The following is an 18,837-nucleotide window of genomic DNA, read 5'->3' on the forward strand; positions in this document are numbered from 1 at the left end:
AGGCCCCGACGTCTCTGGTTCAGCGACCGCGCCGGCCGCCGCTCACCGCACGCCGACGCACCGACGCGAACAGGGCCGCCACGCCGAGCGCCAGGGCGGCCGCCCCGCCCATCGCGATGTACGGCGTGCCGCTGTCGCCGCCGGTCTCGGCGAGGTTCTCGGTGGCACCGGCCGGCTTCGGCTCGTTGGGCGCGGAGCTCTCGGCCTGCGCGACCGGTTCCGTGACAGGTTCCGTGACCGGCTTCGCTGCCCTCTCGCCTTCCGGCTTCGCCGACGTACTGGCGTCCTGGTCACCGTGTCCCCGATGCTCGATCGTCGACTCGTCGGCACCGTCCTCGACCTGCTCCGCGGAGGGGGCGGAGGCGCTGGGCGACGGCGCGGTACCGCCTCCGGCATCGGCGCCACCGCCGAACGTGACGTCCGAACAGGAGTAGAACGCCTCCGGGCTGTCCGAGCGCTGCCAGACCGCGTACAGCAGCTGCTTGCCGGAACGCTCGGGGAGGGTGCCGGGGAACGAGTAGAAGCCACCGGACGCGACCGGGTCGGTGACCGTCGCCACCGGGTGCTCCAGGTCCAGGTCGTCCCAGGCCAGCGGCTGAGCGGGGTCGTAACCGGCCTTGGTGATGTACACCTTGAAGGTGCCCTTGTGCGGGGCGGTCACGCGGTACTTGAAGGTGTACGACCCACTGCTCACGCCCGTCGCGGGCCAGTCGGCGCGCGCCAGGTCGAGCCCCTTGAACTCCTCGTTGTTCGCGCTGCACAGCTTGCCGTCCGGGATCAGCGTCCGGTGCTGTCCGCCCGCGTCGCCGATGCGGATGCCGTTCCAGTCGTAGAGCGCCTGGGTGCCGCCGGCCGCGACCGCCGCCCGGCACGCGCCCGACGTCGGGCTCTCGGGGCCCTCGGCGTAACACTGCGAGACCCGGCTGACCGGGTCGCCCATCGAACCGTGCGCGGACGCGGGTACGGCGGCGAGCGCGGTCAGGGCGAGCGGGGTCAGACCGAGAGCGGCGACGGTCGCGGCCTTGCGGCGTGCGGGCATGGGGGATCTCCTCGGAACCGGTGCTGATGGGTGCCGGATCCAAGAAACCGTGGAATCACCTGCTGGAGGCGGTCGACGGCGATCTTTATGGCCGCGTTAAGGGAGTGCTCAGGCTGAGATCAGGTAGGTCGTGTGCGCCGGACTGAGGGAGCTTGTTCCCCTCGCCCGTCTCACCCGTCCGGCCACCAGATACGTGCGATGTCCTTGCGGACCTCCGGGCGTCCCGCGGGACGCTCGTCGGCCTCCTCACGAACCCGGGAGTCCGTCTTTTTCAGGGGCTTCTGCACGGTCACACGGCGCATGGCTGCCTCCTTCAGGATCTACCGAGTTCCGCGATCTCACGGAGGTAGACCCGTTCAGGGAGAGTTCCTCATCGGTTGGTGTTCTGTCAGTGGCGGTGGTCACGATCCGGCTGTCAGTGGCGGGTGTCACTCTTGGGCGCATGACGAACGGCGCGACGAACGGCGTGACGAACGACGACCACGGCAGCACCGGGGCGGACGTGGACTGGGACGCGCGGGCCGCCTCTTTCGACGACGTACCGGACCACGGGCTGCGCAACCCGGAAGTGCGCCGGGCCTGGGCCGAGCGGCTGCGCGGCTGGCTGCCCGAGCGGGCGGGCGACGTCCTCGACCTCGGCTGCGGCACCGGCAGCCTGTCGCTCCTCGCGGCCGAGCGGAGACACCACGTCACCGGGGTGGACCTGTCCCCGGCCATGGTGGACCTCGCACGCGCCAAGCTGGCCGGACGTGACGCCGTGTTCCTGGTCGGCGACGCGGCGGCGCCGCCGGTGGGCGAGCAGCGCTTCGACGCGGTGCTCGCACGGCACGTGCTGTGGGCGCTGCCCGACCCCGGCCGGGCCCTGCGCCAGTGGCGGGAGCTGCTGCGCCCCGGCGGCCGGCTCGTGCTGATCGAGGGCGTGTGGGGGTCGGTGAGCCCCGTCGGGATACCCGCGGACGTGCTCACCGGCCTGCTGGCACCGCAGGTCCATGAGATGCGCGTCGAACACCTGTCCGGCGACCCGCTGCTGTGGGGCAAGGACGTGGAGGACGAACGGTACGCGGTGGTGGCGACGGTGGCCTGAGCCGGCGGACAGGCATCAGGCGAGAAGTGCCTCGAAGTCGTCCCCACGGGCCAGCGCCTCCAGCTCGTCGAGCGCGGCCACGGCGGCGGCAGCGGCCTGCGGATCCCGTTCCGTCAGCCCGCTCTCGGCGAACTCGTCCTCGTCCAGACGCCGTACGTCCGTACCGTCGGCGGAGAGCCACAGGTCCAGGTCGAGGTCCTCGGCCACCACCTCGGAGCCGGACCGGGTGACGGGGCGGGTGATGTCGCAGTACCAGCCCTTCAGCGCGCCGGTGGAGTCGCGGACCTCCTTCACGGAGTACCAGCGGTCACGCCAGTAGTACTCGGTGAAGACGTCGCCCGGCTCGAAGCGGACGAAGCCGAAGTCGCGGACGTTCTCGCCGGCCCAGGGGGCCCGGACAGCGATGCGCGTGCCGTCGTCGGCGAGGAGTTCGGCCTGGTAACGGATCTTCGTACGGCCCGCCTTGACGAGGACGACGTCCAGCAGGGATGACGGTTCAGCTGAGTTCGCGGACATAGCGCACCTCCGTGGCGCAGATCTCGTACCCGAACCACTTGTTGATCGCGATCATCGGGCCGTTGCCGGAGTCGTTTCCCGTGAACGCCTCCGTGAACCCGGTGGCGCGGGCGCGATGCAGGGAGTCGTTCTTGGCGAGCTTGGCCAGGCCCCGGCCGCGGAAGGCGCGGGCCGTGCCGGTCATGACGGTGCCGTACCACGTGCCGCCGTCGGTGCGGGCCGCGCTGAAGGCGGCCGGGCGGCCGTCGACCACGGCGACCGAGGTCAGTTCGGGGCTGAACAGGGGGTGGTTCCAGGTCTCCGTCAGCCACGCCTCGTAGTCGGTGAACTCATAGGCGATGTCGCTCGGTTCGTCCGACATCGTCTCCGAGTCGAGGGCGAACAGGGGGCGCGGGTCGTCCGCGAAGTCGGCGCCGGTGCGCAGCTCGACATCCTCAGGCGGGTCCTCGAGCGGTGGCAGGGTGCCGTTCGTCAGGTCCAGGCGGAGGAAGTGGGAGGAGCGGCTCGCGTGGTAGCCGTGCCGCTCGGCGAAGGCGCGGTTGCCGGGCTCGTCCAGGACCCAGGAGAAGAGCTTGGCCGCACCCCGGGCGGCCAGGTGTTCCTCGGCGGTGCGGACCAGCAGCGTGCCGGCGCCGCGACCCGCGCGCTCCGGCAGCACCCACACATTGACGTAGCCCTGGCCGGGATCCGGGCTGTCGTGGACGAGGCCGACCTGCGCCGCACCGACCACCTCGCCGTCCTCCTCCGCGACCAGGGGGCGGTAGTGGGCCTCGGGGTGGGCGTGGGTGAGTTCGTAGGCGACGGAGTCAGGGGTGATCAGCATGTACGGGACGGCGAGGCGCCGGACGTGGGTGAAGCCCTCGACCTCGGCTCGGACCTCGGGGCGCAGGTCGCGCACGATCACACTCATGTACGCGCACGCTACGGGGAGACGCGTCGGGGTGCCTCCTATTTTTCGGCAGGCAATCTCGGCAGGCAATCTCGGCAGGTCATTTTCGAGTGAGTCATTTTCGCGCGGGTACGGGACAATCACCCCGTGACTTTGAAGATCCACATCGATGGGAGCGCGCCGCCGTACGAGCAGGTGCGGGCGCAGATCTCCGAGCAGGCGCGGTCGGGGGTGCTGCCGGTCGGCTACCGGCTGCCGACAGTGCGAGGGCTGGCCGAGTCGCTCGGGCTCGCCGCGAACACGGTCGCCAAGGCGTACCGGGCGCTGGAGGCGGACGGGGTGATCGAGACGCGGGGGCGCAACGGAACGTTCGTCGCCGCCGCGGGCTCGGCCGCGGAGCGCGAGGCGGCGTCGGCCGCTCAGGCGTACGTCGAGCGTGTCCGACGCCTTGGCCTGGACGAGAGCGCGGCGCTCGTCGCGGTGCGGGATGCCCTGCGGGCGGCTTACGGGGAGGGGTGAGCAGGGTTCATGGTGTGCGGGTGACGTCCAGGTCCTTCGCCCGCGCCGCTCTCGCGAACGTCACCGCGTCCTCCACCGCCGCCGCGTTCGGGTCGTTGTTGAAGTACGCGTACACGTCCTGGCCCTCGGACCACGATCGAGCGATCCGCTCGGCCCACGTCCTCAGGGCCTGCCGACCGTAGTGCGGCCACGCATGGGCGCGGCCCACGTGGAAGCGGACGTAACCCCAGTCGGTGGTCCGCCACAGCGGAGTCACCGGGCGTGACTGGACGTCGGCCCAGCACAGGGCTGCCCCTCGGGTCTCCAGCACCTTGCGCACCCGGTCCGTCCACCACGAGTCGTGGCGCGGCTCGACCGCGATCCTCGTGCCGGCCGGGAAGCAGGACAGGCAATCGTCCAGCAACCCCGCATCGGCCCGAAGGGTCGGCGGCAGTTGCAGCAGCACCGGGCCCAGCCGGTCGCCCAGGCCCTCCGCGTGGCTCATCAGGCGGTCTACCGGCTCCTCGGGGTCCCGCAACCGCTTGATGTGGGTCAGGAAACGGCTCGCCTTGACCGCGACGACGAAGTCCGGGGGCGTCCGCTCCCGCCAGTTCTCGAAGGTCTCCCGGGATGGCAGCCGGTAGAACGCGTTGTTGCTCTCGACCGTCGCGAAGCGTGCCGCGTACTCCTCCAGCCACAGCCGCGTGGGACACCCGGCCGGGTACAGGACGCCCCGCCAGTCCTTGTACTGCCACCCCGACGTGCCGACGAACAGGGTCATACCCTCATGAAAACACCCCTGCGTCCTGCTTACAGATACAACCCCGCATCCGCCCCGGCCCGCGCCTGAGGCACCGACGTCGGAGACGTCCCCCGGCGCAAGGCGTACAGCTCCGCCAGCGTCGCGCCCTCGCGGCCGACGCCCTCTTCCGTGCCCAGCCAGTTGACCGCCTCCCGGCGGGTCAGGGCACCCACCTCGATGCGGGCCAGACAGCGGCCGGGGCGGACCACGGCCGGGTGGAGGCGTTCCAGGTCCTCGTTGGTCGTGACGCCGACCAGGACATTGCGGCCCTGGCCCAGCAGTCCGTCGGTCAGGTTCAGCAGCCGGGACAGCGCCTGGCCCGCCGTGTGCTTGGCCTCCCCGCGGATCAGCTCGTCGCAGTCCTCCAGCAGCAGGAGCCGCCAGCGGCCCTTGCCCGTCGAGTCCTCCTCGCCGATCGCGATGTCCATCAGATAGCCGACGTCGGAGAACAGGCGCTCGGGGTCCAGGACGCAGTCCACCTGGCACCAGTCCCGCCAGGACCGCGCCAGTGTCCGCAGCGCCGAGGTCTTTCCGGTGCCCGGCGGTCCGTGCAGCAGGAGCAGCCGGCCCGCGATGTCCTCAGGGGTCGTCTTCATCAGGGTGTCCATCGCGTCCGCCACCGGCGCGGTGTAGTTGGCCCGCACCTCGTCCCACGTGCCCGCGGAGATCTGCCGGGTCGTGCGGTGCGGGCCGCGCCTGGGGGAGACGTACCAGAAGCCCATGGTCACGTTCTCCGGCTGGGGCTCGGGCTCGTCCGTCGCGCCGTCGGTGGCCTGGTCGAGGACCTTCTCGGCCAGCTCGGCACTGGTCGCCGTCACCGTGACGTCGGCGCCCCGGTTCCAGCGGGAGATCAGCAGCGTCCAGCCGTCGCCCTCGGCGAGCGTCGCGCTGCGGTCGTCGTCGCGGGCGGCGCGCAGCACGCGGGCGCCCGGCGGCAGCAGGGTGGCACCGGAGCGCACCCGGTCGATGTTGGCCGCGTGCGAGTACGGCTGCTCGCCCGTCGCGAAGCGGCCGAGGAACAGCGCGTCGACGACGTCGGACGGCGAGTCGCTGTCGTCGACGTTGAGCCGGATCGGCAGCGCGTCGTGTGGGTTCGCAGACATGCCGCCATGATCCGGCACGCGGACGCCCTGTGCACCCGCTTTCCGCAGTGCGCCGGCTGTGTCGGCCGTGTCCCGTGCGTCCGGTGTGTCCCCGCCGTGTATCGCCTCCGTCCTGTTACCGAGCTGTGCGGCTACGACCTCTGCCCGCCCGGCTGTCTTCGCCGTTACCGTTGCCCTCAATGGGACGTCATGGGTGGAATTCGGGGGCACTGCGGTGGCGGCTCACCGCGCTGCTCGGCGTGGGCGTGGCCGCTCTGGCCCTGGTCGTGACCCTCCTCAACACGCTTCCCGGCGGCGGCGGTACGGAAGGCACCTCGCGCGAGGGCGACAAGGTGCACGGCACCCCCGCCACTCCCGCGAAGACCCCGGAACCGGATGTGGGCTGGGGCTTCACGCACACCCAGTTCAGCGCCGACGAAGGCGACGGATCAGCCACCGAACGGGCCGAGGGGCTGCTGTCGAAGGCCGGGGGCCTGCCGCAGAACCAGCACATCATGGGCTGGGGTGCTGACAATCCCGAGCCGGTGAAGGGGCGTTACGACTTCGAGGCGATGGACCGCCGCATCGACTTCGTCCGCGCCTCCGGCGGCACCCCGGTGATCACCCTGTGCTGCTCCCCGGACTGGATGAAGGGCGGCAAGTCCGGCGTCGGCAACACGAACTGGAGCCAGGCCGCCCTGGAGACCGCCCCGACGCCCGAGCACTTCCAGGATTTCGCCGACCTCGCCGCGACCGTCGCCAAGCGCTATCCGGACGTACGCCACTTCATCGTCTGGAACGAGTTCAAGGGCTTCTGGAACGACGCCGAGGCCCGCTGGGACTACGAGGGCTACACGAAGCTCTACAACCTGGTCCACAAGGCCCTCAAAAAAGTCGACAAGGACATCATGGTCGGCGGGCCGTACCTGGTCATGGACAGCGTCGACCCGCGCTCGCCGGACGCCTCCACCACCTTCAAGGGCCCGTGGGGCGCCATGGACCAGCGGGTCCTCGACGCCTTCGCCTACTGGAACAAGAACAAGGCCGGTGCCGACTTCGTCGTCGTGGACGGCTCCAGCTACACCAAGGACGACGAGCTGCTGCCCGACGAGTTCGCGGCCACCGACAAGCTCACCGCCGTGGGCGAATGGGTACGGCGGCAGAGTGGCGAACTGCCGCTGTGGTGGGCCGAGTACTACGTCGAGCCGGCCGACGGCAACGACGACCGAGCGGGCTGGTCCGAGACCCACCGGGTCGCCGTCCAGGCCGCCGGAATGATCGCCATGGTCAAGGGCGGCGCCTCCTCCGGCTTCTACTGGAACCCGGAGAAGGAGAAGGGCACCGACTGCCCGGGCTGCCTGTGGACCCCGACCAGCACCGGCAGCGGCGGCGGGAAACTGCCCATGTACGACCTCGTCTCCCGCTTCGGGACGGAGTTCCCGCCGGGCACCGCCTACCGGACCGTGTCCGTCGCCGCGGACGACGTGCCCAACGTGCGCGTCCTGGCCACCGACAGGACGGTCCTGGTCGTCAACGTCCTCGACCGGCCGATCAGCGCGAAGGTCGACGGGAAGCGGTTCGAGATGCGGGCGTACGAGGTCAAGTGGCTCAACCGGCAGTCCGGCTGAGCCACTTCACCGGATGAACCGGAGGATCCCCCGGCCTTCAGGTCGGGGAGGAATCCGGCTTCCCGCGTAGCGGGGCAGGAGAAGCCGAATCGCCGCCGGGCGATTCGGCGCTCACCGCAGGAGAGTCGAGGGCGACCTCAAGCAGGTACAAAATCTCGGAGTTGATGGACCGCCGGTCGGCGGCTGCCTGCGTGGTGAGCCGGGCGTGGAGGTCTTCGGGGATGCGCAACGCGAAACGAATCATGATGCTACCGTAGCCGCATGATGACATCAGTGACAGCGGAGGGCACCGTGCACGTCCGGTGGACGTTCCGGCTGCGCGTGTCGTCCACCGCCCGCACCCTGCTGATGGCGGAGTGGGACCGGTGCCGCTGGATCTGGAACGAGTGCGTGGCCAAGTCCAAGCAGGTCCACGCCTGGAACACGACCCGGCCCGAAGGAACCGGCAAGCGGACCTGCGGTCCGGCGCAGCTCGACAAGATGCTGACCGAGGCACGGAAGAAGACCTTATGGCTGCGTGAGGGCAGCAGCGTTCCTCAGCAGCAGATCATCCGCGACTTCGGCAAGTCCAGGACCAAGGCGCAAAAAGACATCAGGGAACGGCTGCCCATGCGACGCCGGGCCGGGATGCCGAAGTGGAAGAAGAAGCGCGAGGCCCGGCCGAGCCTGAACTACACGCAGCGCGGCTTCGGTCTCAAAGACGGCAAGCTGCACCTCGCGGGCGGCATCGTGCTGATGCCTGTGTGGTCGCGGGATCTTCCCGCCGAACCCTCCAGCGTGCGCGTCTATCAGGACAGCCTCGGGCACTGGTACTGCTCCTTCGTTGTTCCCGCCACCGTCGAGCCGCTGCCCGAAACGGGCGCGGTGATCGGCATCGACTGGGGCGTGAAGCAGACCGCGACCACCACCAGCGACGCCCACGACCTCCCGCATGCCGGGCACGGCAGGAAGGCCAGGCAGAAGCTGACCCGGTATGACCGGATGATGGCCCGGCGCAAACCGAAGAAGGGCCAGCCCGGATCGAAGGGCTATCAGAAGGCCAAGCGGCTGCGCGCCAAGGCGTACAAGAAGGCCGCCCGGCAACGCCGGGACACCGGCCGCAAGTGGGCGAAGTCCGTGGTCCGTGACCACGACGCGCTGGCGGTCGAGGACTTCCGCCCGAAGTTCCTCGCCAGGACCTCGATGGCCAAGAAGGCCGCTGACGCCGCCATCGGCGCCACAAAGACGGCCCTGACCGAGATGGGCCGCAAGCACGGCAGGGCCGTGCACCTGGTACATCCCGCGCACACCACGATGGACTGCGCGCAGTGCGGAGCGAGAGCCAAGCACGCACTGCCGCTGGGTGAGCGCACCTACACCTGCACCGCGTGCGGAACGGTATCTCCCAGGGATAAGAACTCCGCACGCGTGATGCTTGTCCGGGCTGGTCTGACCCCGGCTGGTGCTGATCGTGGAAGACCAGACGGGGCGCTGCCCCATCTGGCAGCGTGAGCCAGGAATCCCCGCTCAGCCCTGAAGGAGAGAATCCCCTCCCCTTCAGGGAGGGGAGCATTCAATTCATCGTCAGGAACCGCTGCACCAGCGAGGCCAGCAACACCGCCAGCAACGGCAGCGCGAACCAGAAGCTGCTCTGCAGCCACCGAAGTTGCCGCACACTCGGCCGCACCGCCACCCGAACCACCTCGCGCGCCGTCAGCAGCACGACCAGCGCGAGAGCCGCCAGCGCCCCGACCACCGACCAGGGCGTCCACGTCACCTGCGGCCCGATCGGACCCGGGTCCGCGGCCGGGACCTTGCCCTCGGGGGCCCCGGGCTGCTTGCGCAGCGTGTACATCGTCACGTCGTCGTTGGCGAAGACCTTCGTCACATCCTTGCGGGCGTCCAGGTTCTGGACCAGCCGCGGCTCCCAGGTGACCGAATAGCCCACGTCCAGCTGAAGGTAGACGACCTGACTGCGGTTGATCATCAGATACGAGTTCGGGCCCGCGTCCTTGAGCGCCTTGACCAGCCCGGACACCAGCACCGGGTCGGTCGGCGCGAGCGTCGGCACGTACTCGACCTTCTCCATGTCCCGCGCGCCCCACGGCATCGCCGGCGTCACGTTGTTCACCGTGTCGTTGCTCAGCCACAGCAGCCGCACCGTCGGGTCGTCGTGGGCGTACACGTACTCCATGGCCGCGACCTCGCCGGGCCGGATCCGCTCGAACGGCTCGTTGCCCCAACGGGCCACCAGGAAGCCGCCCATGAGGATCAGGCCCGCCATCAGTACGGCCAGCGGGGCGAGGCTCACCCGGTCCTTGTCGCGTTCCTTCGCGGTGACGCCGGTGCGCGGGAACAGGGCGAGCGCGGCGAGCAGGGCCGCGCCCGGCAGGGCGAACATGAAGACCCGCAGCGCCATTTCGCCGCCGTACGACTGCATGCCGAAGCCCAGGAACGGCACGAAGGTCAGGACCAGCAGCGACCGCTCGCCGTACTTGTGCTCGCGCCGCCGCCACCAGCCGTAGCAGGCGAGCGCCATCACACCGCCGGCCAGCAGCACCCGCACGTACAGCACGAGTTTGTGGGTCGAACTGCCGCCCTCGATACGGCCGGACACCGACGACGACACATTGCCGCCGACCCCGCCGACCCCGCCGAACAGTTCGTTGAAGTGGCCGGACCAGTACGGCTCGGCCATGAAGCCCACCCAGACGGCCACCAGAACGCCGAACAGGATGGGCAGACCGCGCAGTTCGCTGCGGCCGACCAGCACGAGGACCGCCAGCACGCCCAGCATCACGAACGGGGTGAGCTGGTGCGCCGGGACGGTCGCCGCGAACAGGCCGATCACGACCATGAGCAGCACGGCCCGCTGCCGCCGGTCCGTCGGCTCGACCTCCACCTCGCCGGGGCGCCGCTTCGTCCAGATCACGCCCGGCGCCCGGAACCAGACCAGGAGGATCGCCACGAAGACGAGGTACAGCAGATAGGTGAAGCCCTGCGGGGAGAAGTAGTCCTGGCCGACCCAGCCGCTCAGCACGAAGATCCACACGCCGGTCCACTTGGCCCGCCAGCTCGCCCGCATCGAGCGCATCAGCAGGAACATCGGCGCCAGACAGAGGAGTTGGATGGTCGTCGGCCACCAGCGGATGACCTCAGTGAGGTCCGTGACCCCGCAGGCCTTCGCCACGAACGCGGCGGCGGCGAAGAAGCCCGGCCAGCTCCAGCGGGCGTCCAGGTCGGGCACCGCCGACCCGGTCCGGTCGATGTAGTCGAGGAAGCCGAGGTGCTGCCAGGCCGTCGCGAACCGCGGCTCGGTCTCGATCAGCGCGGGCAGCGCGTGCAGCGAGACCACGGTCGCGAGCAGGGTGACCAGCAGCAGCCCCCGGTGCTCGCGGCCCAGCCACAGCAGCGAGGCGAAGACCACGACCAGCAGCCCGGCGCCGATCAGGGTCGGGGTGGGCAGCACGGAGATCAGCCCGAGCCCGCCCATCTGGTCCAGATCGGCCTCGCCGAGCCGCAGCGCGGGCACCCAGTACAGGAGCAGCGCGGCGGTCAGGAGACAGCCGAGGACGACACCGAGGCGGGTGGGCGGCCGGCGCTCAGGCCAGCACCGAAGCGGTACACCTTCTGGCTCCAGTACCTCTTCGGGTTCTGGCGCCTCCTCCCGCGCCTCGAACGGCGCGTCCACCTCCACCTCGGCCTCGACCGGCAGCCCCAGCTCCGGCTCGCGCGCCCAGGCCGGCCGGCGGTCCTCGGGCACCGCGGGCGTGCCCGTGGGCGGGGTGCCCGGACCGGGGCGTACGTCGGGACGGCGTTCCTGATGGTCGAAGTCGACGTGGATGCCGAGGGTGAGGGTGTCGTGGTCGAGCGCCCAGGCGGGCCCGCGCTGGAGCGACCCCGCGCGCACCTCGCGCGCCCCCAGGTCGGCGAGGTCCCCGTCGGGTGCCGCGCCCTCGGGCACGTCGGCGCCCGACGCGCCCCGGAAGGTCTTGTACAGCCTGGGCGCGGCGATGGCGACGATCACCGCGAGCGCACAGACCTCCGCGACACCCGCGCCGACCAGGCCCATGCGGGGGAGCAGCAGCACGGTCAGGCCGAGCACCAGGACGCACAACAGGCCCTGTAGCCAGGCGAGTCCGGCGGTGCGGCTCTGCGCGCGCAGCACCGCGAAGTACGTCTCCATGACGACCCGCAGTACCGCGCCGACCGCGAACCAGCGCAGCAGCCCGGTGGCCGCGTCCGCGTAGCCCGCGCCGAACACGCCGAGGATCCAGGGCGCGCCGACGAACAGCACGCCGGCCACCGGCAGCATGATCCGCGCCATCCGCTTGAGCGCGGCCCGGGTGTTGGCGGCCAGCCGGCGCGGGTCGTGCGAGCCCTCGACGGTCAGGGAGGCGCCCATGTTGATGGCGAGCAGGTTGACCGTGCCGCCGATCGTGGTGGTGATGTAGAAGTACGCGTTGTCCGTGGAACTGACCTGCGAGGCGATGATCACGGGCACCAGGTAGACCACGGCGAGCGAGAACAGCGCCCCCGTGTAGTCGCCCGCCAAAAACCGCCCGATCTCCTTCAGCGTCGGCGGCCGGGCCTGCTCCTCGGTCGCCTCGACGTGCCGGGGCACCAGCCGCCGGAACACCAGCCAGCCCAGCGGCACCACGGAGAAGGCGATCGCCGCGACCCACGACACGAACACCCCGGACGTGGGGATCGCCACCGCGAACGCGACCAGCAGCCCCAGCTTCACCGCGGAGAACACGGTGTTGCCGACCGGCACCCACAGCGCGCTGCGCAGCCCGGTCAGCACCCCGTCCTGGAGGGTCAGCAGCGACCAGGCGATGACGGCCACCACGAAGCCGAGCCCGTTGAGCGGCCCGTGCAGGAAGCGGTACGACGGCCCCCACAGGTTCAGGGTCAGCAGGAAGGCGAGCGCGGCCAGCGCCACGATCACCGAACTGCCCGCGTACGTACGGAAGATGAGGCGCCCGGTGGCCCGGCCCGCGACCGGGATGAAGCGGGCCAGCGCACCCGTCAGGGTCACCGCGGTCAGGCCCGCGAGGAGCTTCATCGCGGCGATGGCGGCGGAGCCCTGACCGACGGACGACTCGGAGTAGTAGCGGGCGGCGGCCAGCCAGAACCCGAGACCGAGCACGGCGGAGATGCCGGTGTTGAGCATCAGGGCGTAGGCGTTGCGGAACAGCTGGCTGCCCCCTGGGGAGCGGCCGAGGCCAGGCAGGCGCAGCCGGCGCCGCGACCGCTCGGGCGCCTCGGTCGCGGGCGCGGTGGCCTCGGTCGTGGTCGTCGTGTCAGACACGGGAACGGATGGCCTTCCGGCGGACCTGGCGTGCTCTGCGGACCAGGGCGTACCCCTTGGTGAGGGCACGGTCCCCGGCGAAGTTCCGGGCGATCGCGCGGCCCTCGACGAGCCGTGCGAACTCCTCGATGCCCGTACCGCGGCGGACGGTGACGCGGCGCAGGGCGTACGGCCCCTGGCGGCGGCGCGCGAGGTCGTTGCCGACGGCGAGCGCCTGGGCGTACCCGGTCGCGCGCACCGCCTGCCGCACCCGGCGGCTGGAGTAGCCGTAGGGATAGGCGAACGAGGCCGGGACGGCGCCGAGTTCGGCGGCGACGATCTCCTTGCAGTGGACCAGCTCGTGGCGCAGCGCGTCGTCGTCGAGCTGGTCGAGCTGCGGGTGGGTGTGGCTGTGCCCGCCGATCTCGACGCCCGCCGCCGCGAGTTCGCGGACCTGGTCCCAGTCCAGCATGGTGTCCAGGCCGCCCCCGGTGTCGTACGCGCCCCGGATCCAGCCGGTGGAGACGAACAGCGTGGCCGCGAACCCGTGCCCCGCCAGCACGGGCAGGGCGTGCCGGTGCACGCCCTCGTAGCCGTCGTCGAAGGTGATCAGGACCGGCCGCTCGGGCAGCGGGCGGCCGGAGCGCCAACGGGCGGCCAGATCAGCCGTGTCGACCGGGGTGAGGCCCAGATCGCCGATCACGGCCAGCTGCTGCGCGAAGGCGTCCGGCGCCACCGACAAGGCGCGCGTGGCCTCGTTCGGGTCGGTCGCGACCGAGTGGTACATGAGGATCGGCACGGATGCCTCGGTCATCTGCCGCCCCCCTCGATCTCCGTCGCGACGAAGGTCGTTCCGCTGCGGCGCGCCCGGACACTCCCCACCACGTAGCCGCCCGCCGCCGTCAGCACCCCGGCGACGATCGCGCCCGCCCGGCCCGCGCCGCCCGGACGGGCCAGCAGGGCGTCCCGCAGCCCGCGCGCCACCCCGGCGGGCAGGACGCGGGTCGTGTACCGGCGCTCCGACTCGAGTCCCTTGTCCGAGCCGACACTCCGGGCCACCAGCGCCTTCGACAGCCCCTCGGCGTACGCGCGTCTGCGGAAGTACCCGAAGTGCTCGCGCGCCTCGGGTACCCGGTGGTGGATCACCGCTCGGTCGTCGATCAGCAGGACGGCGTCGGGCCTGGCACGGGTGAGGCGGATGCACAGCTCCGTCTCCTCGCAGCCCAGCGGCCGCTTGTCGCCGTCGCGCCCGATGCCGGTGGCGAATCCGCCCGCCGCGTCGAACGCCGTACGGCGGAACGAGGCGTTGCCGCCGAGGACGTTGCGCACGTTCACCAGCCCGGGCGGCAGGCCCTTGTACGTGCAGCCCACCACCCAGTCGAACTCCTCGGGAAACCAGGCCGGCCGGCGGCCCGACGCCCAGATCGGCATCGTACGGCCGCCGACGGCCATGACCCGCGGGTCGGCGTAGCCCTCGGCGAAGTGCCGCAGCCAGTCCCGCTCGGCTACGGCGTCGTCGTCCAGGAAGGCGATGACGTCGCCGTGCGCGGCGGCGATCCCGGTGTTGCGGCCGGCGGACAGGCCGCGGGGGCCCGCGTTGGCGAGCACCCGCACGTCGGCGGACTCCTTGTACTCCTTGGCCAGCCGGTCCAGGAGCGCGGTGTTGTGGTCGACGACAAGGAGTGTCTCCAGCGCGGTGCGCGACTGCGTCCGCACCGAGGAGACCGCCGCGAGGATGTCCTCCCAGCGGTCCTCGGTGTACACGCAGATCACGACGGAGATGTCGGGATCGCTCAAGACACCTCTCCCCGGACCGAGTCGAGCATCGGGGAGTGCTGCGGACGGCGGCGCAGGGCACGCCGGTTGGAGCGCTCCTTCAGGATCACCCTGAGCACCCGCAGCCCGTCCCGGACGGCGCGGAGGTTGCTGGTGCCGTGGATGCGGAGGTACTCATGGCTCGGTATCTCCTGCACCCTGAGCCCGGCCTTGACGACCCGGATGTTCATCAGGGTCTCGACCTCGAAGCCGGTGCAGTCGAGGTCGATCTTGTCGAGGCAGTGCCGCCAGAACGCGTTGTAGCCGTAGCACAGATCCGTGTAGCGGGCGCCGAACTTGCGGTTGACGACGGTGCACAGCGCCCAGTTGCCGAGCTTGCGGATGAAGGTCATGTCGTCGGTGCCGCCGCCGTTGGCGAAGCGGGACCCTTTGGCGAAGTCCGCGCCCGAGACGAGGGCGGAGACGTAACTGACGATCTCGTTGCCGTCGGCCGAGCCGTCCGCGTCGACCATCACGATGATGTCGCCGCCGCACGCCTGGAACCCGGTGATCAGCGCGTCGCCCTTGCCCTTGCCGCGCTGCTCGACGACCTTGACGCCCGGCCACAGCGCACGGGCCACCTCGACGGTGTCGTCGGTGGAGTTGCCGTCCACCAGAACCACTTCGTGGATCCAGTCCGGAAGCGTCTTGAAGACGTAGGGGAGATTCTCCGCCTCATTCATGGCGGGAATCACCACGCTCACCGGCGGTGCTATGGCCAGGTGAGAGGAGATGGGCCGGTATTTCCCGGCCGTGAACGGATCCTGGCCCGTAGTGGCCGGGCGCAGCACAGAACTCATGAGTCTGGTCCCTCTCGTCCGGTGGACCGCCCGCCCCTGGGCAGCCCGGTTCTTTGTCCGGTTCGAAAGGGGGGTTCTCACACGCGGCAGCACGGAGTGGATCTCCGGACATGCCGGGTGAGCTGGCAAATCTGGCCGGCCCCGGAAAACGGCAGCCGGTCGCGCGGCACGACTCGGTGAAAAAAGCGGTCACCGAGCACGGCACCCCCCTACCGCGCCCCGCGCCGGGCCGTCGCGGTCCCTGAGCCCTCCCCTGGAGCCGCTAACCGACAGACCGATGCGGGTGAGATGTACGACGGTATTGATGATTGAGCCTGTATGGCAAGACCTGGAACGAGTCTCACCTTTTTGTTGGTTTGACCGTTACGGATACCGTTACCGACGAATCGAGCGGATCTTGCCCACCTGTTTGAGCAGTTTGTCGGCGGGTTCGAACAGCTCCGGCCGGGACACCACGGCATTGCGCAATGCCCGCACCGGAGCGCGGCGGACCCGATGCCCGACCGCCACCGGGTGACGGCGTGTCACCCACCCTTCGGACACTTTCAGCTCGCGTGTCTTCAGGGAGTCCTTGTATTCCTTCTGGCCCCGGCCGAGATCGAGATAAGCGATGCCGTCGGCGGCGGCCGCCTCGGCCATGCGCAGGTGCAGCACCAGCCCCGGGGAGTACTTCGAGAATTCCGGGTCGTACGCCGGGAACCAGCACGCCAGCACCCGCTCGCTGCGCAGCCCGAAGTGCGCGGCGATCGGTCTGCCGCCCGCGTACAGCACGGACAGGATCCCCGCGAACGGCTCGGAGCGGGAGTGGAACAGCTGCTGCACGAGCCGGGTGATCCAGTCGTGCGCGAAGCGGTCGCTGCGCCCGGTCCTGCGGTACTGCGCGGACTTCCAGTTCATCAGGGCGCGCAGCGCGGCGGGGTCGCGCTCGTCATGGACGTAGCGCACCTCGCCCGCGTCCCGGCCGAGCTTGCGCTCCTTGGCCAGTGTGGTGCGGGTGAACTTGGGCGACTGGGCGCGCAGTTGGGCCAGATAGGCCTCGTAGCCCTGGTCGACGTCCAGCACCGGCGACGGGAAGCTGCCGGAAACCTCCGCCTCGAACGGCCGCTGGCCCCCCACCAGGTGATCGAACTCCCACACGGCGAGCCCGCAGGCCCGCAGCAGCTCATGGGCGTCGAAGACGAACCCGGGCCGGTACACCACGCCCTGGGCGTCCGAGACACCGAGGCCCACAGCCCGGCCGACGCCGGCGGCGGTTCTCTGGTACGGGAAGAACGCGGCGGGCTCGCCGCCCTCCCGGACGACGGCGATCCGCACGCCGCGTCTGCACCGGCCCACCGCGAGCGCGAACTCGGGGGACAGGAACGGGTTCGCCAGTTCGGGCGAGCCGTGCAGATGGGCCTTGGACTGCATCGCCGTCCAGGCCGCCCGGTCGGCGGCGCTCAGTTCACCGGGCCGGTACACGCTGATGTCCACGTCAGACGCCCTGTCCACTCGCGGTACGACCGCGCAGCCGCCGTACCAGAACCAGCAGGAGCACGAAGGCGCTGATCGCGGTCACGGCCACGACCCCGCCGCGCACCGACCAGCGGTGCACGGCCAGCATGCCCTGGGCCACCAGCATGTTCACGACGAGTGAACCCGCAAGCGCGGTGAGCACGCGGCCGAACGGATCCAGCCCGCGCAGCGCGGCGGCGACGGCGGCCGTGGGCGCCGCGAACAGGAAGAACAGGGTGAGCGGGCCGCGCAGGGGCGAGTCCGACTCGGTGAGCGCGAGCAGCGCGCCGCATCCCCCGACGGCCGTCGCGGCGCCCGCGAGCAGTGGCGACAGGTCCCTCCCCGGCCCTGGCCGCGCCCGCTCGGCGCCGTCGTTCGACACTTTTGAAGATGTCTTGATGCGGATGGTCTGCATTGGCGACTTTGCCCCCCGAAGCGCCGGATGCCGGGCTTCAATGTCGCGCAGCCCTCGGGGGGCAGTCAAGATGCGGGCGTTCCCCGGAGGCGAATGAGACCTCCGGGGAACCCCGTTCACATCAGGCGGTGCGGTGTCACGGCACGATCTTCAGCAGCCGGTTCGGCGAACCGGTGCCCGCGCTGGTGACCTTGCCGGTGGTCGAGCCGTTGACGAGGGCCGTGGCGACCTGGGCCGGGGTGGCCGAGGTGTGGCCCGCCAGGTAGACCGCCGCCGCGCCCGCGACGTGCGGGGTCGCCATCGACGTACCGGAGATGGTGTTCGTCGCGGTGTCGCTGGTGTACCAGCCCGCCGTGATGGAGGAGCCGGGGGCGAAGATGTCCAGGACCGAGCCGTAGTTCGAGTAGCTGGCCTTGGCGTCGGTGTTGGTGGTGGCGCCGACCGTGATCGCCGACGCGACGCGGGCCGGGGAGGACGAGGAGGCGTTGGCACTGCTGTTGCCGGCCGCGACCGCGTAGGTCACGCCGCTGGCGATGGAGTTCGCCACGGCGTTGTCCAGCGTGGTGGAGGCGCCGCCGCCGAGCGACATGTTGGCGACCGAGGGGCCCGAGTGGTTGTTGGTCACCCAGTTGACGCCCGCGATCACGCCCGCGGTGGTGCCGGAGCCGGCGTTGTCGAGCACGCGGACCGCCACGATCTTCGCCTTCTTGGCGATGCCGTAGGTCGAACCCGCGATGGTGGTGGCCACATGGGTGCCGTGGCCGTTGCCGTCGGAGGCGGTGGTGTCGCCGTCGACGGCGTCGTAGCCGTACGAGGCACGGCCGCTGATCTGGGAGTGGGTGATCCGCACGCCGGTGTCGATGACGTACGCCGTCACGCCGCTGCCCGCCGAGTCCGGGTAGGTGTAGGTGCCGGACAGCGGGAGTGAGGTCTGGTCGACGCGGTCCAGGCCCCAAGGAGCGTTGGACTGCGTGGTGTCGGTGAGCTGGACGCGCTGGTTCTGTTCCACGACGGCCACCGACGGGTCGGCGGCGAGTCTTCTGGCCTCGGCCGCGGAGAGGGTGGCGGTGTAGCCGTTCAGCGCGGCGCCGAACGTCTTGTTCACCGTGCCGCCGTACTCCTGGATCAGACTCTTGCCTTCGCTGGAGGCCGACTTGAACCCGGCGTCCTTCTTGAGGGTGACGATGTAGCTGTCCTTGACCGCCGTGGGGGAGCCGGCGGCCAGGACCTTGCCCTCGGCCGGGGCGGCGTGGGCGGGGAGGGCGGTGAGTCCGCCCACGAGGGCGGCGGTCGCCAGGCTGGTTATCGCGGCGAGCCGGAGCTTGTTGCTACGCAGTTGTGCCATTACGAGGGAGTCCTCCTCATAGGCGGCGCGCGCCGGGGTAGGGCGCGCGTCTGTGGGGGGTGCGCGCGTCGTCGCACGCACGGCCGGGGAGCGTCGCGTTCCGCCCCGGGGCTGAGTAAAGAATCAGTGGTCTACGGGCGTAGAACAAGGGAGTTGAC

18 protein-coding genes are annotated in these 18,837 nt (G+C 70.6%); 4 read left to right on the forward strand and 14 right to left on the reverse strand.

The genetic code is table 11. The annotated features are described in order from the left end of the window. Positions 1 to 19: 19 nt before the first annotated feature. Together AB0I77_RS19455 and AB0I77_RS19460 are read right to left on the reverse strand one after the other, a co-directional pair. A complete protein-coding gene (locus tag AB0I77_RS19455; RefSeq protein ID WP_363283825.1) occupies positions 20 to 1,039 on the reverse strand; it encodes a lytic polysaccharide monooxygenase in 1,020 nt (339 codons plus the stop codon). A 170-nt stretch (positions 1,040 to 1,209) separates the two neighbouring features. Further along, positions 1,210 to 1,341 carry a hypothetical protein gene (locus AB0I77_RS19460; protein WP_363283826.1) on the reverse strand — a complete coding sequence of 44 codons (132 nt, stop codon included), beginning with the start codon at positions 1,339 to 1,341 and terminating at the stop codon, positions 1,210 to 1,212. Between the two features lie 140 nt (positions 1,342 to 1,481). On the opposite strand from AB0I77_RS19460, the gene AB0I77_RS19465 reads away from it, so the two are divergent. After that, positions 1,482 to 2,123: a class I SAM-dependent methyltransferase gene (locus tag AB0I77_RS19465; RefSeq protein WP_363283827.1), complete on the forward strand. Its 642-nt coding sequence runs from the start codon at positions 1,482 to 1,484 to the stop codon at positions 2,121 to 2,123. A gap of 15 nt (positions 2,124 to 2,138) precedes the next feature. Here AB0I77_RS19465 and AB0I77_RS19470 read toward each other — a convergent pair whose 3' ends face one another. After that, positions 2,139 to 2,639, reverse strand: coding sequence for a DUF402 domain-containing protein (locus tag AB0I77_RS19470; protein WP_363283828.1), 501 nt, complete (start codon positions 2,637 to 2,639; stop codon positions 2,139 to 2,141). Further along, positions 2,620 to 3,549, reverse strand: coding sequence for a GNAT family N-acetyltransferase (locus AB0I77_RS19475; RefSeq protein WP_363283830.1), 930 nt, complete (start codon positions 3,547 to 3,549; stop codon positions 2,620 to 2,622). Before AB0I77_RS19475 ends, AB0I77_RS19470 begins: the two co-directional genes overlap by 20 nt. 126 nt (positions 3,550 to 3,675) lie before the next feature. Between AB0I77_RS19475 and AB0I77_RS19480 the strand changes: the two genes are divergently transcribed. Beyond that, positions 3,676 to 4,047 (forward strand): GntR family transcriptional regulator, encoded by a 372-nt coding sequence (locus tag AB0I77_RS19480; protein WP_363283831.1) that lies wholly within the window; start codon positions 3,676 to 3,678, stop codon positions 4,045 to 4,047. A 7-nt stretch (positions 4,048 to 4,054) separates the two neighbouring features. Here the strand turns inward: AB0I77_RS19480 and AB0I77_RS19485 are convergent, their stop codons facing one another. Together AB0I77_RS19485 and AB0I77_RS19490 are read right to left on the reverse strand one after the other, a co-directional pair. Continuing rightward, positions 4,055 to 4,807: a DUF72 domain-containing protein gene (locus AB0I77_RS19485; protein ID WP_363283832.1), complete on the reverse strand. Its 753-nt coding sequence runs from the start codon at positions 4,805 to 4,807 to the stop codon at positions 4,055 to 4,057. Between the two features lie 29 nt (positions 4,808 to 4,836). Continuing rightward, positions 4,837 to 5,931, reverse strand: a complete 1,095-nt coding sequence (locus AB0I77_RS19490) for a DUF5925 domain-containing protein (protein WP_363283833.1) — start codon at positions 5,929 to 5,931, stop codon at positions 4,837 to 4,839. A gap of 179 nt (positions 5,932 to 6,110) precedes the next feature. On the opposite strand from AB0I77_RS19490, the gene AB0I77_RS19495 reads away from it, so the two are divergent. Continuing rightward, positions 6,111 to 7,538, forward strand: a complete 1,428-nt coding sequence (locus AB0I77_RS19495; protein ID WP_363283834.1) for a xylan 1,4-beta-xylosidase — start codon at positions 6,111 to 6,113, stop codon at positions 7,536 to 7,538. 37 nt (positions 7,539 to 7,575) lie between these two features. Here AB0I77_RS19495 and AB0I77_RS19500 read toward each other — a convergent pair whose 3' ends face one another. Further along, entirely contained in the window at positions 7,576 to 7,782 is a 207-nt protein-coding gene (locus AB0I77_RS19500; RefSeq protein ID WP_363283835.1) for an Arc family DNA-binding protein, read from the reverse strand. A gap of 17 nt (positions 7,783 to 7,799) precedes the next feature. On the opposite strand from AB0I77_RS19500, the gene AB0I77_RS19505 reads away from it, so the two are divergent. Beyond that, entirely contained in the window at positions 7,800 to 9,029 is a 1,230-nt protein-coding gene (locus AB0I77_RS19505) for a transposase (RefSeq protein WP_363283836.1), read from the forward strand. Positions 9,030 to 9,090: 61 nt separating this feature from the next. Here the strand turns inward: AB0I77_RS19505 and AB0I77_RS19510 are convergent, their stop codons facing one another. From AB0I77_RS19510 to AB0I77_RS19540, 7 genes are all read right to left on the reverse strand, one after another. Further along, on the reverse strand, positions 9,091 to 12,831 hold the full coding sequence (locus AB0I77_RS19510) for a lipopolysaccharide biosynthesis protein (protein ID WP_363283837.1): 3,741 nt from the start codon (positions 12,829 to 12,831) through the stop codon (positions 9,091 to 9,093). Beyond that, positions 12,824 to 13,624, reverse strand: a complete 801-nt coding sequence (locus tag AB0I77_RS19515) for a polysaccharide deacetylase family protein (protein WP_363283838.1) — start codon at positions 13,622 to 13,624, stop codon at positions 12,824 to 12,826. The genes AB0I77_RS19510 and AB0I77_RS19515 overlap by 8 nt, the downstream gene beginning before the upstream one ends. Continuing rightward, positions 13,621 to 14,607 (reverse strand): glycosyltransferase family 2 protein, encoded by a 987-nt coding sequence (locus AB0I77_RS19520; RefSeq protein ID WP_363283839.1) that lies wholly within the window; start codon positions 14,605 to 14,607, stop codon positions 13,621 to 13,623. The genes AB0I77_RS19515 and AB0I77_RS19520 overlap by 4 nt, the downstream gene beginning before the upstream one ends. Beyond that, the gene (locus tag AB0I77_RS19525) at positions 14,604 to 15,425 is read right to left on the reverse strand and encodes a glycosyltransferase family 2 protein (protein ID WP_363283840.1); all 822 of its coding nucleotides are present in this window, start codon (positions 15,423 to 15,425) and stop codon (positions 14,604 to 14,606) included. Before AB0I77_RS19525 ends, AB0I77_RS19520 begins: the two co-directional genes overlap by 4 nt. A 375-nt stretch (positions 15,426 to 15,800) precedes the next feature. Next, a complete protein-coding gene (locus AB0I77_RS19530; RefSeq protein WP_363283841.1) occupies positions 15,801 to 16,898 on the reverse strand; it encodes a GNAT family N-acetyltransferase in 1,098 nt (365 codons plus the stop codon). A gap of 1 nt (position 16,899) precedes the next feature. After that, positions 16,900 to 17,301: a hypothetical protein gene (locus AB0I77_RS19535; RefSeq protein ID WP_363283842.1), complete on the reverse strand. Its 402-nt coding sequence runs from the start codon at positions 17,299 to 17,301 to the stop codon at positions 16,900 to 16,902. Positions 17,302 to 17,470: 169 nt separating this feature from the next. Continuing rightward, positions 17,471 to 18,679 (reverse strand): S8 family peptidase, encoded by a 1,209-nt coding sequence (locus AB0I77_RS19540; RefSeq protein WP_363283843.1) that lies wholly within the window; start codon positions 18,677 to 18,679, stop codon positions 17,471 to 17,473. Between the last annotated feature and the right edge of the window lie 158 nt (positions 18,680 to 18,837).

Source organism: Streptomyces sp. NPDC050619, assembly GCF_040654815.1.
Classification (GTDB): domain Bacteria; phylum Actinomycetota; class Actinomycetes; order Streptomycetales; family Streptomycetaceae; genus Streptomyces.

What these genes read in the sequence shown, in the direction of transcription:
- AB0I77_RS19455 (WP_363283825.1), bottom strand. Translation starts at nt 1,039, where the DNA reads ATGCCCGCACGCCGCAAGGCCGCGACCGTCGCCGCTCTCGGTCTGACC.
- AB0I77_RS19460 (WP_363283826.1), bottom strand. Translation starts at nt 1,341, where the DNA reads ATGCGCCGTGTGACCGTGCAGAAGCCCCTGAAAAAGACGGACTCCCGG.
- AB0I77_RS19465 (WP_363283827.1), top strand. Translation starts at nt 1,482, where the DNA reads ATGACGAACGGCGCGACGAACGGCGTGACGAACGACGACCACGGCAGC.
- AB0I77_RS19470 (WP_363283828.1), bottom strand. Translation starts at nt 2,639, where the DNA reads ATGTCCGCGAACTCAGCTGAACCGTCATCCCTGCTGGACGTCGTCCTC.
- AB0I77_RS19475 (WP_363283830.1), bottom strand. Translation starts at nt 3,549, where the DNA reads ATGAGTGTGATCGTGCGCGACCTGCGCCCCGAGGTCCGAGCCGAGGTC.
- AB0I77_RS19485 (WP_363283832.1), bottom strand. Translation starts at nt 4,807, where the DNA reads ATGACCCTGTTCGTCGGCACGTCGGGGTGGCAGTACAAGGACTGGCGG.
- AB0I77_RS19490 (WP_363283833.1), bottom strand. Translation starts at nt 5,931, where the DNA reads ATGTCTGCGAACCCACACGACGCGCTGCCGATCCGGCTCAACGTCGAC.
- AB0I77_RS19495 (WP_363283834.1), top strand. Translation starts at nt 6,111, where the DNA reads ATGGGACGTCATGGGTGGAATTCGGGGGCACTGCGGTGGCGGCTCACC.
- AB0I77_RS19500 (WP_363283835.1), bottom strand. Translation starts at nt 7,782, where the DNA reads ATGATTCGTTTCGCGTTGCGCATCCCCGAAGACCTCCACGCCCGGCTC.
- AB0I77_RS19505 (WP_363283836.1), top strand. Translation starts at nt 7,800, where the DNA reads ATGATGACATCAGTGACAGCGGAGGGCACCGTGCACGTCCGGTGGACG.
- AB0I77_RS19515 (WP_363283838.1), bottom strand. Translation starts at nt 13,624, where the DNA reads ATGACCGAGGCATCCGTGCCGATCCTCATGTACCACTCGGTCGCGACC.
- AB0I77_RS19525 (WP_363283840.1), bottom strand. Translation starts at nt 15,425, where the DNA reads ATGAGTTCTGTGCTGCGCCCGGCCACTACGGGCCAGGATCCGTTCACG.
- AB0I77_RS19540 (WP_363283843.1), bottom strand. Translation starts at nt 18,679, where the DNA reads ATGGCACAACTGCGTAGCAACAAGCTCCGGCTCGCCGCGATAACCAGC.